We start from the raw sequence: 13,797 nt of genomic DNA, 5'->3' as shown, positions 1-13,797 counted from the left end.
CGCAAACGAAGGGGGAGCGTGATGCCACGACTGCGATCGGACGAGATCAGTTTGGCGCTGCGGCGGTTGGTAAAACAGCCCGGTGCGTCGGTGGCCTCGGTGATCACGCTGGCGTGTGGCCTGGCGGCCGCCGCGACGACGTGGACGCTGCTGTCGGCGGTGTTGCTCTCGCCGCTTCCTGTGGAGTCGCCTGAGAGTCTGCAAGTTGTGGGAATGCAGTCGGCCGGACGCGACGGCTCGCCAGGCCGCACCTCGTACACCCATATCTACCCTCAGTTTCCCGCGATCCGGGACAGCGGGGCGTTTGCCGAAGTCGCCGCCGCCGGCTCCCACACGCTCATGGTCAAGGAAGGTGACGTGCCCATGAGCCGCAGCGTGATGTTTGCGAGCGGCAACTTCTTTGACGTGCTGGGCATCAGCGTGACGATGGGCGCGGGATTCAGGCCAGAGAACGATCAACGCGGCGCGCCGCCGGTGGCGGTACTGTCGGATCGATACTGGCGTCTGCGCCTCAATGCCGACCCTCACATAATGGGCAAGACCCTGAGCGTCGGCGGTACGGCCACCACGATTGTTGGTGTGGCGCCGCCGAAGTTCCGCGGGTTGTCGCTGACGACCGCACCCGACATCTACATGCCGCTGGATACGCTGAGGACTCTCATCGATCCCAACATGAACTACTTCATGGACGGGTCGAACCGCTCGTCACCAACGGAGTGGCTGACCATACTTGGCCGCCTGAAGACGCCGGGTACAGCCGAAGAAGCCCGTCAGATCGTTGAGACATACAGAGAAGGCCTGCCCGTTGAAATGCGGCGCGGCGGCACGCCAGTTTTGACCGACATCAATACCTCGGCGCTTCCGGAAGCGAGTCGCGATGGCATGCGTCAGTTCACGAGACTCCTGGCCACCACAGTCGGCCTGCTGCTGCTCATCGGTGGCTTGACGGTGGGGATGCTGCTCCTCATTCGCACAGAGGCCCGGCGCGACGAGTTCGCGATGTGCCTGGCGTTGGGCGCGACCCGCGGTGGGTTAATGGCGGGCGTCGTCGCCGAGGGCGCCCTGCTGACGCTGGCAGGCGCGCTCCTGTCGGTGCCCCTGACGATGTGGCTGTTTGCCGGCATCTCAACGTTCCAGCTGCCAGGCGGAGTCGACCTGGGGCTGCTCGAATTGTCGGCTGGCTTGCCGACGCTCGCCGCCGCGGCGGCAGCGGCGCTCGTCAGCAGCGCGCTGATCGGACTCGTCGCCGGCGCATTCGGTGTCTCCGCGAATATCGCCGATGTGCTTCGCGCCAGAGCCGGTGCGACGCCGCGGCTGACGCGCCGCCGGCTGCGCATGGTCCTGGTCGGCACGCAGGTGGCGGTGACGTTGGTCCTGCTCGCGGGCGCCGGGCTGTTCGGCCGCAGCCTCGTCGCCGCGTTGAACCTCAATCACGGCTTCGAGCCGGGGCGCCTCGTCTCCGGCAGCGTCGGACTGCGCGCGTACGGCTACTCTCCTGCGCGCGCGAATGACTTCTTCGCTGATCTCAACCGACGCCTGATGGCCAATCCATCGATTCAATCCGTGGCGTTCAGCCAGTCGAGTGGCGGGATGAGTGGTGGAGGCAAACTCCGGCTGGACGGCGAACCACGCGTGATGCCGTCATTCGTGCCGTTCCTCGAGGTGGACACGCACTATTTTTCCACGGTCGGCCTGCGCATTCTCCGAGGGCGTGATTTCTCGGCCGAGGATGGCCCCAATGCCCCGCCAGTGGTCATCGTCAGCGAATCGTTCGGCCGGCTGATCGCTGGCGGCGGCGACCCGCTGACCCACACCCTCGCAGAGAGTTTCAGCAGACCCGGCCAACCGCCGGCCGTCGTCCGGATCGTCGGTGTGGTTCCTGACGTCGTGACCAGTGTCCGAGTGCTGGAGCCGTTGGCCATCTACTACTCGCTCGCGCAGAAGGCGCCGACGCTTGGCAGGACGGTGACCCTGCGGGCCAGGTCGGATGCGGGCCTCGCCATCAGCGAAGCGATGGCGTCCATTCGCGCGATTGACCCACAGATCACGCCGGCCCCGTTCATGACGTTGCAGGATCGCATCGGCCTGCAGATGGGGCCGCAACAGTTCGGCGTCTCTGTGCTTGGCGCGCTGAGCGTCATCGCCCTCCTGCTGACCGTGCTCGGCACCTACGTGCTGGCAGAGACAATGGCGGCGGCGCGCAAACGCGAGATGGGCATTCGGGCCGCGCTCGGCGCCACGCGGCGGCAGCTCGGCACTCTCGTGCTGCGCGAAACCGCCACACTCGTTGGCGTGGGACTCATCGCGGGCCTGGGACTCGCGTGGCTTGGCGCCGAGACCATCCGCGCGTTCCTGTTCCAGGTGAAGCCGCTGGACGTGGCCACGCTCGCGGGTGTTTGCGCCCTGATTCTGGGCCTCGCCATGGCGGTCAGCCTGCGCCCCGCGGTCCGCGCGGGCCGCGTGGAACTCGCGCGCCTCCTGCGCGAGGAGTAGGGCTGTGCGCCCTACTCTTGCGGCGCGTCGATGATGTGCCGCGCGGCGATCTGCGCGCGCCGGCGCCGGCGAGTCAGCTCGGCATACAGGTCCTTTTGCATCAGCCGAATCCGCGCCGGCCCCTGGACTCTGGACCCCGGACTCTGGACCCTGGACCCTGGACTCTGGACGTTCTCAATCAGAACCAGTTGCCTGGCCGCCGTGCCGTGGAACCGCTGCATGTGTGCCTCCATGGGCACGAGTTTGCGGGGCGCCTGAGACAGGACGGGTCACACCTCCGTGAAATGAGCGTAAAATCGCGCGAATGCCTGTACCGGTACGCCATCGCGACGTCTCCAGACTGGAAGCGTTCAGCGATGCCGTGTTCGGGTTTGCGCTGACGCTGCTCGTCGTTTCACTGGACACGCCCAGAAACACGGAAGAACTCCGGCAGCTGGTGGGAGGGTTCCTGCCGTTTGGCCTGACGTTCGCGATGGTCTCGTGGATCTGGTACCAGCACAACGTGTTCTTCCGGCGGTACGGTCTGCAGGATGCGTGGACGACGGCGCTCAACTGCATGTTGTTGTTTGTGGTGCTGTTTTATGTCTTCCCACTGAAGTACCTGACGCTGACACTCATCGGCCCGCTCACGATGAACCGGGCCAGTCTGCCGTCGCTGGACGAACTGAACGGCCCGCTGGTGCTCACGGTCTATAGCGCGGGCGTGTTGATGATCTTCGGTCTGTTCCTGCTGCTGCACCTGCACGCGTGGCGGCGGCGTGTCCAGCTCGAACTCACGTCGCTCGAGCAGGTCATCCTCCGCTACAGCATGCGCGCGCATCTGTACAGCGCGGGACTCGCTGTCGTGTCGCTGGGTCTTGTGTGGCTCTATCCGAACCAGACGTTTTACGCGGGCGTGGTGTACGGGCTGATGGGACCACTGCACGGCTGGAATGGCTATCAGAACGGGCGCGCACAGGAACGCCTGGCGAGCATCGCTCCTGAACTGGCGGCCGGGCCCGCCGACGACCGGAAGGACTAGCCGGTGCGCAACGCTGAAGTCATTCGTCAGTGGCAGATTCTGCGCGCCGTCGAGTCGTCACGCACCGGTGTGACCATTCACGATCTGGCAGAACAGGCGGGCGTCACCACGCGAACGATTCGACGCGACCTGCAGGCGTTGCAGGAAGCCGGGTTTGCGATTTATGACGAGGGTGAAGAGCACGACACCAAACGCTGGAAGCTGGACGCGCAGCCGTTTCGTTCGGTCGAAGCCGGTCTGAGTGTGCAGGACGTGGCTGCGCTGTATCTGAGCCGCTCGATTGTTGAAGCGCTGTCGGCGTGGCCGCTGGCCGACGAGCTGCGCGCGGCCCTGGCAAAAATTGAAGGCGCGCTGAATCCGCGCATGCGTGAGTTTCTTGCAACGCTTCCGCAGGTGGTCTCCACAAAGGCCGTTCCTGGCGCCGGAGGGGCGCGGCGAGAGCTGGTGGACGTCACCCGCCGGCTCTTCGAAGCCGTGCGTGATCGCCGCATCATCGAAATGCAGTATTTCTCCGCGGCGAGTCGGCGCGCGAAGGCGTACAGCGTGCAGCCGTACCGGCTGGCGCTCGCGCAGGGTGGCGTCTACCTGGTGGCGTGGGTGCCGCAATATTCGGAGTTCCGGACGTTTGCCGTGGAGCGAATCGAACGGCTCTCAGTGCAGGAAACCACGTTCCGGAAGACGCGCGAGTTGCCGAACGACATCTTCGGGGCATCGCTTGGAGTCTTCTCGGCAGAACCTGAGCGCATCGAAGTCGAGTTCGCCGCACGCGCCGCACCCTATGTGCAGGGCCGGACGTGGCACGAGTCCCAGCAGGTCAGCGTCCTCGAGGATGGCCGGGTGCGGATGACGCTGGACGTCTCAAACGACTGGGCACTGCGGTCCTGGCTTCTTGGGTTCGGCGCGGACGTGCGGGTCATTGCGCCGACGACGCTCGCTCATTCGCTTCGCGATGAACTCACTCGCGCGGCGCAACATTACCGCTAACGCGCCGCTAGGGCGCCGGGCGTAATGGCGAAATGTCACAAATGTCCGAAATGGCGAAATGCCGGACAAACCATTGCAGGGAAGAATGTTCGAATGTCCTTGGTGGTCAATGGTTGAATCTGCTGCTCCAGGGTCATTCGTTCATTGCGCGCCCTGGACATTCGAACATTCCCCTGCATTGATCTGTCCGCAGTTCGCCATTTCGGACATTTGTGACATTTCGCCATTACGAATGACAAGAATCGCGTCCATGGTCTTACTCCGCGAATCCCAATCTGGTCAGAAGCGTGCGAATCGCGCGATCGAGTTGGCTGTCCCGTCCGGTAGCGCCCTCGCCAAGCGGCCTGGTCGCGTCAACGTCAACGCCACGCGGGTGCATTTCCATGTCGGAGCCGTCGGCCGCGCGAATGCGCATACGCGGCAGCCGCAGTGTTGACCCGTCCACGAGCCGCTGGTTCCACGTATAGATGATCCAGCCGGCCGTCGGCTCACCCACGATCGGTCCCAGCTTCAACGTGCGGTAGCCTTCGGTGAAGTCCTCGGCATCCGACAGCGAATGCTGGTTGACCACCAGTACCGTGGCCAGTTCGAGGGCGCGCTGGCCCAGCACCGTTCGCGCGGGCGATTCAGGCAGGCCCCGGAGCGACATCTTCAGGTACGGCTGGCGCGCGAACACATCAAGCGCATAGGCGTTCACGAATCCGCCGTTGTTGTTCCGCAGATCGATCACCACGCCATCGCGTTCGTGATTCTCCACGTCCAGATCGATGTGCAGTTGGTCGAGCGCTGCCGCGCTCATGTTGACCATGTGCACGTACCCGAGCCTTCCGCCGCTCGTCTTGAGCACGTACTCGCGATTGCGTTCGACCCACTGCCGGTACAGCAGTGACTTCTCTGTCCCTTGATCGATCGGCTTGAGCGCCACCTCGCGAGGGGTGTCGCTGGGCGTGGACGACACCGTGATCGCCACACGCCGGTCCACGGTATGTGCCAGCGCCTCGTCGAGGTTGAACCCCGCGACGACGGGACGCCCCCCGACCGAACGGAGGTAGTCGCCCACCTTGACCTGGCCCGACACGTCGGCCGGCCCCAGCATCACCACCTCGGTGATCCGCAATTGACCGCTGGTTTCGAAGGTCTTCCGATCGAATCGCAATCCCAACTGCCCGACGACAGGTGCCCCACCCCCTGGCCCCGAAAGACCGAGATGCGACGCATTCAATTCGCCAATCATCAGGCTCATGACGCGCCGCATTTCATCAGGCGTGGCGGACGCAGCCACCAGGGGCCCGTACCGCTCGCGTGACCCTTCCCAGTTCACACCGTTGAACGCCGGATCAAAGAAGTTGTCGCGCAAGAGTGTCCACGCCTCGCGAAACACCTCAAACTTGTCGGTGGCGAAGTCGGTGGTGAACTCTGCGGTGACGGCCAGCGGGCGCGCCTCACGCCGCTCAACGGTGGCAATCTGGATGCGCCCCGCGTCGAGGTAATACACCTCGCGGCTGTCAGGGCTGAACTGCGCATCTGATTTCGCACCGGCGGTGGTCGTCAGTTGTCGCGCGACCGGCCGCTCGCCAAGTTCGTCCAGCGAATACGTGTAGAGATTCGTCTGTCCGGCCGCCGCAGCCGCCACGAGCGCGAGCTTTCCGTCGGGGCTGACGGTAACGCTCTGGACGTCCAGACCAAGCGGCAGCAGCGACAGGCGACCACGCACACCCTCGAACACAGGCTCGGGTTGGGCCGGCGGTGCGGGCGGCTTGTCCGTCGTCGCTCCGACAGGAGCAGAGGCGGAAGGCGGCGGGACGGGAACCGAAGGCCGCGCGGGCGTCAAAAAGAGATCGCGGAACAGGTCCTCGCGGAATCTCGGTGTTCGCCGTGTGAGATCCACGCGCGCCAGCTGGCCCTGCTCGGTGCGTTGCCGGGTGTCAAAGAACATCGTGCGCCCATCGGGCGACCAGGCCAGCGAGTTGGCGTAGACATTCGAGAGAAAACTGATCGGGCGCGGCGGTCCACCGGGTGCGCCGACCGGCACCAGGCTGACGTTTGTAAATGACTTGGATCCGATGGCAAACAACGCGACCCACTTGCCATCGGGCGACCACGCGGGTATCGGGGTATCAATCGCATCCGCAAATGCACCCGAAGCGAGCACCCGTTCGGCAGAGGTCGCGAGCGTCAGTACGCGCAACTCGCGACGGTCGCGCAGAAACGCCATCTGGGTGCCATCGGGGGAGAACACCGGCGAGATGTCCACGCCGGCTCCTCGTGTGAGCGTGGTCTCCTGATTCGACACGAAGTCGTACAGGTAGAGGCGCTGCGCACCGTCGCGCGCCGCGACATAGGCCAGCCGCCGGCTGTCGGGCGCCCACACGGGTTGCGACACAATCCCCGGCAACGTGGTCACTCGCGTGGCGTCGCCGGCATCCTTCGCCGACGCCGCAAAGAGGATGCCTCGAGCTACGAAGGCCACCTTCCGGCCGTCGGGAGACAATGCCAGATCCGAAAATCCGTTGGTGACGCGCTGGCGCTCTGAGACCGGCACGGCAGACGCGCCCTTCAAACGAATCGGCACCTGGCGCGCGACCCGCGTCGTCGGGTCAAACGTCCACACACCGAACTCCCGCTCGAACACCATCACTCTTCCGTTCGCCGACAGCGATGGGAACAACACGCGCCCGTCCGTAAACGTCGTCACCTTCCGCCCGGCGTCGAGCCCCGCCGTGCCCGGCGAGCCCGGCATCGCGCGCATCCAGATGTTTTCGGCGCCCCCGCGGTCTGACACGTAATACAGCGATCGTGCGTCTGCGGTCATCATCGGCCACACCTGCCGCGCATCGCGCGTCGTCAACTGGCGATAGACGGGAGTGCCGTCAAGTGCAGACATCCACCACAACTCAGACTGATCAATGTGACTGCTGCCGCGCCGCCACCACTGAGACGATGAAATTCCGCGTGCAGCGACCACCAGGGACGATCCGTCGGGCGACGGCGCCACGTGAAATTCGTTGACGTAGCGTTCATCGCTCACGGGCATCGGCGTGCCGCCCTCGGCCGACACGCGATAGACGTCGTTCATCCCGGCAATGTCGCGGCCGGTGGCAGAGAGGTAGACCCAGCGGCCGTCGGGCGACCACGCTTCCAGCGTCTCCTGTCCGTCATCCGAAGTGAGCCGCTGCAGCGCGCCCGAATCAAGGGTGAGCACATAGATGTCACCGCCGCCCGTGCGCGATGACATGAAGGCCAGGCGGCGGCCGTCGGGCGAAAACAGCGGGCGACGCTCGGTGGCTTCGTGTGACACAAGCAGCCGTGCTTCTCCTCCGGCGGAAGGCACAGACCAGATGTCGCCTCCTGAGGCGAATGCGATCTCGGCGCCGTCCGGGGAAATTCCGGGTTCGGATGCGATCACCGTCGGCACTGATCCCTGCGCACGGGGCACCGGTCCCTGCGCGACGACCGATGACGATGCAAGTGCGGTAAATAACGCGGCACGAAAAAGGAGACGTCCCATGGCGCGCACAGTACATCACGAGGCCGTTCGCAGGCGAACATCCGCGCGATCACAACTTCTGGCGCACTCCCCCCGTCTAACCCCGGACATGACTCGACGGATACTGACGCCGCTTGCTCTGACTGCCCTCCTGTTTGGCTCGTGGAGTTCAGCCACGCGCGCCAATGGCGCCGTACCCGCCATCGCGGCGCTTGCGCTCGGCCCTGAGACCACGGCCCTGCGTGTTGACGGCGAGCTGAACGACGAGGCCTGGGCCAAGGCGCCGATGGTCAAGGGCTTTGTGCAGCGGCAGCCCAGCGAAGGCGCGCCAGCTTCACACGACACGGAAGTGCGAATCGCGTACGACGCCACCGCGTTGTATGTAGCGGTGAACGCGATTGATTCTGACCCGGCGCAAATCGTGGGCATCCTCACGCGTCGAGACGACTCGTCGCCGTCAGACTGGGTGTCTATTCATCTCGACTCGTTTTATGACCGGCGGTCAGCCTATGAGTTCGGGGTCAACGCCGCCGGCGTGAAATACGACCGCTACTGGTTCAACGACACCAGCAACGACCGCGGGTGGGATGCCGTGTGGGACGTGGCCGTGAGCCGTCATGCGGGGGGATGGCGTGCGGAGTTCAGAATTCCCTTCTCGCAGGTGCGCTTCAACATTGCCACCGACGCCGTGTTCGGCTTCGCGGCGGCCCGCACCATCGCCCGGCTCAACGAAACATCCACGTGGCCACTGCTCTCGCGCAACGCGAGCGGCTATGTGTCGTCATTCGGCGATCTGACCGGCCTCAACCTCACCGGCGGCCAGAAGAAGTTCGAGGTCATGCCCTACGCGCTCTCACAGGTGACAACGGCCCCGGTCTCCGCCAGTGATCCCCTGCGGCGATCACCCGATCCCAGTGCCACCGTCGGACTCGACATGAAATACGCCGTGGCACCCGGCCTGACGCTGACGGGCACTGTGAATCCTGACTTCGGACAGGTCGAGGCTGACCCGGCTGTGGTCAACCTCTCAGGGTTCGAAACGTTCTTCGCCGAGCGGCGGCCGTTTTTCGTGGAAGGGTCGGGCACCTTCAGGTTCGATGTGGATTGCAACGACGGCAGCTGCACAGGCCTGTTCTACTCGCGCCGGGTGGGCCGGTCGCCGCAACGGTTTGTGTCCGCGCCTGACGGCGGGTATGCCTATCAACCGACCAACTCCACCATTCTGGGCGCCGCGAAACTGACGGGACGCGTCGGAAAATTCTCGGTGGGCGCGCTGAATGCCGTCACGGGACGGGAGTGGGCGCAGGTCGCGTCGGGCTCGTCGCTCGCTGTGACCGACACGCCGGTGGAACCGCTGACGAACTATTCGGTGGTGCGGGCCACCCGCGAGTTCGACAACCGATCGCGGCTGGGCGTCATGGCCACGGCCACCAGGCGCCAGCTCACCGACGACCTGCGGTTCCTGCCCGAGTCGGCCGTCACGGGCGGCATCGACGGCGATTGGCGACTGGGCCAGCGGTTCAGCATCAACGGTTACCTTGCCGGCAGCAGCGTGTCGGGCACTCCCGAGGCGATGTCGCGCCTGCAGCTCAGCACGGTGCACAGCTATCAACGGCCGGACGCCGACCATGTGGAGTACGACCCCACCCGAACGTCGCTCGGCGGGCATGGGGGACAGCTGTCGTTCAACAAGATCGCCGGCCGCAATACGCGGTTCAACGTGTACGCCAACTACAAGTCGCCGGGCTTTGATATCAACGACCTCGGCTTCCACCAGCGCGCCGACGAAATCAGCCAGGGTGCGTGGTTCCAGTACCGCGAAAACACGCCGGGCAAATACGTGCGAGATTTCAGCATCAACTTCAACCAGTGGAACGGCTGGAACTTCGACGGCGATCGTCGCTTCTGGGGCGGCAACGTGAACGCGCACTGGATGTTTACCAACAACTGGTCGTTCGGCACCGGACTCAACTACAACGGTCAGGGGTTTGCCGATCGCCTCACGCGCGGCGGCCCGGGCGGCTACTCCAATGCCGCGCTGAATCAGTGGGGGTTCTTCCAGACCGACGACCGCAAAACCATCTTCGGTTCCATGAACTTCTCCTGGTACAAAGACGGCCATGGGGCGTGGCAGCGCGACCTCTCACCCACAATCACCTTTCGCCCGTCGTCAGCCCTGCTTGTCAGCACCGGCATTGGGTTCAATCGGAACCACTCGCAGTCGCAGTGGATCACCAACCTGACCGATGCGAGCGGCGCCCACTACGTGTTCGGCAAACTGAACCAGACCACGGTGCGCCTCACGGCGCGAGTGAACTACACCATCACGCCCGCGTTGTCCCTGCAGGTGTACGCGCAGCCGTTTGTGTCGGCGGGGGATTACTCAGGGTTCAAGGAACTCACCAACGGCCGCTCCAAGTCGTATGAGGGCCGATACCAGCCATTTGCGTACTCGGGAAATCCGGATTTCAACGTCCGGTCGTTCCGCACCACCAATGTATTGCGCTGGGAGTATCGTCCCGGGTCGGCGCTCTTCGTGGTGTGGCAGCAGGGCCGCGATAGCTTCGGCTCACTCGGAGACTTCCAGTTCGGCCGCAACTTCGGCGACCTGTTCGAAGCGCCATCGACGAACACATTCCTGGTGAAGTTCAGCCGCTGGCTGAATTTCTGATCAAACGACCTCTGAGGTAGTTTTCTTGAGGTGGTGTGAAAACTACCTCAGAGGTCGTTTGATTTCATCTCATCGCCCTGACCGGGTCCACCCGCGCAGCGCGCCGAGCCGGTATCCACGCCGACGCCATGGCCAGCACCGCAACCGTTGCGACCACGCCAACCGTGATGGCAAGGTCAAAGGGCGCGACGTCGAACAGCCACGCGCGCAGTTGGTACGCGGCAAGGTAGCCGGCCACCAGACCCGCACTGCCGCCAACCGCCGCAAGCGTCAGGGCTTCGGCGATGATGCCGCGCTGCACGCGGTCCGGTTGCGCTCCTAACGCCAGGCGTACTCCGATCTCTCGCGTCCGCGCGCTGACCGACGCCGCAATCACGCCGTACAAACCGACGGCGGTGAGAATGACCGAGACCACGCCAAACACCAGGGCGGCCATCGTCAGCAGCCGTGTGGGAAAGAGGGGAACCTGGCGTAGTTCGTTGAAGGCCATGACGTCAAACGGTGCGAGTCGGGCGTCGGACCCCGCCAGGGATTTCGCCACCACGGCCATGAGAGCCGCAGGGTCAGTGCCACGTGCCGCCCTCACATGCAGCACAAAGCCCCCCGGTGGTTGCACGTGTGCGGGCAGGTAGATGAACGGTCGGGGCGACTCGCCCACGTTGTAGTACGCCGAGTCGGCCACGACGCCGGACACCGTCGCCGACGTCCGGCCAATGAGTACCGTGCGGCCAACCGGGTCGGTCCCCGGCCAATAGCGGGCCGCCATCGTGTGATTGACCACGACGGTCGGCGCGCTGTTGCGCGGATCCCAGGGGCCGCCTGACGCAAATCGCAATCCGAGTGTGTCGAAGTACTGCGGTCCCACCTGGTTGAAATCGATCGAGAGTCCGTCGGCCTCGTGCTGCGGGTCGTAGCCGGGTATCCGGATGGTCTGCACGTCTTCGCCCTGTTCCAGGGGCGCGCGCAGGCCCAAATCGGCGGCCTCGACACCAGGGACGGCACGCGCCGCGTCCAGGGCCCGCTGGGTGAGTGCGGGCCACTCGCCCTCGGGCACGCGCTGACGCTGCAGATGCACCGACAGGACGCCCATCACCGAGGTGTCGAAGCCCGGTGACGCCTGCTGCTGCCGACGCAGGCTGGTGGTCAGGAGCGACGCCAGCATCAGCAGCACGACCGACACACCCACCTGCACGGTCACCATCGCGCGCCGAGCCCGGACACTCCGGCGGCCCCCGGACGAGTTGCCGCCTTCCTCTTTGAGCGCGTCGACCGGTACTTGGCGCGCCGCGCGCCAGGCGCTGCTAGCGCCGAAGAGGACGGCACCGAGTAATGACACACCGAGGGTGTAGACGGCCACGCGCCACTGAAGCGTGGTGTCAAACGACAAGTCGCCCAGCAGTTGGCGCGGCAGCTCGACCGCCCCCAGCAGTTGGGCGGTGAGCCGGGCGACGACCAGCGCAGCGACGCCACCACCCAGCGCCAGGAGCGTGCATTCGACCATCCACTCCCACATCAGGCGAAGGCGGCCCGCGCCAAGGGATTGGCGCACCGCCAACTCCTTGCGTCGTGCCGCCACCCGCGCATGCATCAGTCCGGCGAGGTTCGCGCATGTCGCGATGAACAGCAGTCCCGTGAACGCAAAGGCCGTCAATAACACCGGCGTCAGTCGCGCCTGGTCGCCCACCGACAGGGCGCTCACGGGCTGAACGACATACGCCAGGGCATCAGCGGGTCTCGAGGGCGGAAACTGCCGATTGATGCCGTCAGCCGCAGCCGCCAGCGCCCGCTCGGCATCAGCGGGCCCATGCCCGGGTGTGAGCCGACCGATCATCCACAGCCATCCCCACGCACGGCGGTCGATCGACAGTCCGCGGGGCCGCACGTGCTGTTGCATGGTGATGGGCGCCCAGACATCCACGCGGTGCGCGGCGAACGTGCCATGAAATCCTGCGGGCGCGACGCCGACGACCTCGAATTTGGCGCCGTTGATGTAGAGCGGCGCACCGATCGCGTCTGAACGGGCGCCCAGTCGGGCACGCCAGAACCCGTCGCTGATGACGACCACAGGACTGGCCAGCTCCGCCAGGTCATCGGTGTCACTCAGGAGTCGCCCCGCCTGGGGTACGAGGCGGAGGACGCGGAAGTAATTGCCCGACACCACTTCAATCGCACGCACCTCCCCCGCATCCGGCGGCCCGACCAGGGCCATCGTCTGCGTGTGCGCCGCCAGATCGATCACGGCACGTGACGCATCGCGACCATCGCGATAGTTGGGATACGACGCGAGGTCGGCGCTGCCCCCGTCGCGATCTTGAGACACGCGCAGCAGCTCGCCCGGCTGCGGTACGGGAAGTGGCGCGATCAGATACGCATCGACGAAGGTAAACACGGTGAGGTTGGCGCCCAGACCCAGGGCCAATGTGAGGATGACAGCGGCGGTAAATCGGGGCTCGCGCCAGAGGCGACGAGTGACGGTCATGAGGTCGCGGAACATGGTGCCCTTTCTGACTGGGCCCCAGCCTGGGAGCTGGTGGCTTGACGGTGGAGTGAAGGCGGCAAGACGACGGCATTCGAGGGCCGCGAGCAGAACGCGTGCTCTCAGGCGCGCGCCGTCAATGACGCGCGCGGCGATGCGGGGCCGACGAGACAGGCAAGCGGCGTGCAGGAGATCTTCCGCCGTGGGATCAAATGCGTCCGTGCGCAGGGGCTCGGGCACGAGCCGCCGGCACCAGGCCACCCAACGTTCAGGCATGCGACCTCTTGCGCAGGAGGCGCGCTGAGGCGAGGCGTGCGACATAGAAGTTGCGCGTGGCCTCCACCGAACGCTCACCGGCCTTGGTCAGCCGATACCGGCGCTCCTTCACGTTCTGGCCCGCCACCAACTTCTGGTCGTACCACCCTTCCACCAACGCTGACGCTTCAAGACGCGCCATCATCTGGTAAAAGGCCGGCGCGGAGTTGCGGACGCCATATCCGGCCAGCAGGTCGCGCAGGTCGCGGCCTGCCTGTTCAGTCTCGGCCAGGGCCTCGAGGACGAGGAACTGGAGGTGCGTGATGGGGGGCAGGGTCTTGGACATAACTACGCGTTATGTTACGCCACATTAGGACCAATGGTTCCATCGATCTGGTAATCTTGGCGTG

The 13,797-nt window shown here is 65.1% G+C and carries 8 protein-coding genes; 4 read left to right on the top strand and 4 right to left on the bottom strand.

Translation table 11 applies throughout. The features are described from left to right. The first annotated feature begins 21 nt into the window (after positions 1-21). Complete coding sequence (locus tag IPL75_06095) at positions 22-2,493, top strand: ABC transporter permease (protein MBK9239828.1); 2,472 nt, start codon at positions 22-24, stop codon at positions 2,491-2,493. Between the two features lie 11 nt (positions 2,494-2,504). On the opposite strand, the gene IPL75_06090 is transcribed toward IPL75_06095, so the two are convergent. Continuing rightward, positions 2,505-2,726 carry a hypothetical protein gene (locus IPL75_06090; GenBank protein ID MBK9239827.1) on the bottom strand — a complete coding sequence of 74 codons (222 nt, stop codon included), beginning with the start codon at positions 2,724-2,726 and terminating at the stop codon, positions 2,505-2,507. Between the two features lie 71 nt (positions 2,727-2,797). On the opposite strand from IPL75_06090, the gene IPL75_06085 reads away from it, so the two are divergent. Next, positions 2,798-3,514, top strand: a complete 717-nt coding sequence (locus IPL75_06085) for a DUF1211 domain-containing protein (protein MBK9239826.1) — start codon at positions 2,798-2,800, stop codon at positions 3,512-3,514. 3 nt (positions 3,515-3,517) lie between these two features. Then, positions 3,518-4,498, top strand: a complete 981-nt coding sequence (locus tag IPL75_06080) for a transcriptional regulator (GenBank protein MBK9239825.1) — start codon at positions 3,518-3,520, stop codon at positions 4,496-4,498. A gap of 256 nt (positions 4,499-4,754) precedes the next feature. On the opposite strand, the gene IPL75_06075 is transcribed toward IPL75_06080, so the two are convergent. After that, a complete protein-coding gene (locus IPL75_06075; GenBank protein MBK9239824.1) occupies positions 4,755-8,006 on the bottom strand; it encodes a PD40 domain-containing protein in 3,252 nt (1,083 codons plus the stop codon). Between the two features lie 88 nt (positions 8,007-8,094). Between IPL75_06075 and IPL75_06070 the strand changes: the two genes are divergently transcribed. Next, positions 8,095-10,656, top strand: coding sequence for a carbohydrate binding family 9 domain-containing protein (locus IPL75_06070; protein ID MBK9239823.1), 2,562 nt, complete (start codon positions 8,095-8,097; stop codon positions 10,654-10,656). Between the two features lie 64 nt (positions 10,657-10,720). Here IPL75_06070 and IPL75_06065 read toward each other — a convergent pair whose 3' ends face one another. Next, entirely contained in the window at positions 10,721-13,408 is a 2,688-nt protein-coding gene (locus tag IPL75_06065; GenBank protein MBK9239822.1) for an ABC transporter permease, read from the bottom strand. Continuing rightward, entirely contained in the window at positions 13,401-13,733 is a 333-nt protein-coding gene (locus tag IPL75_06060) for a helix-turn-helix transcriptional regulator (GenBank protein MBK9239821.1), read from the bottom strand. The genes IPL75_06065 and IPL75_06060 overlap by 8 nt, the downstream gene beginning before the upstream one ends. Positions 13,734-13,797: the final 64 nt, after the last annotated feature.

The sequence above is a fragment of the Acidobacteriota bacterium genome, assembly GCA_016716905.1.
In the GTDB taxonomy this organism is placed as follows: domain Bacteria; phylum Acidobacteriota; class Vicinamibacteria; order Vicinamibacterales; family SCN-69-37; genus SYFT01.
Note: the sequence above shows the minus strand (reverse complement) of the source record. Positions and strands in the feature narration are given on the sequence as shown.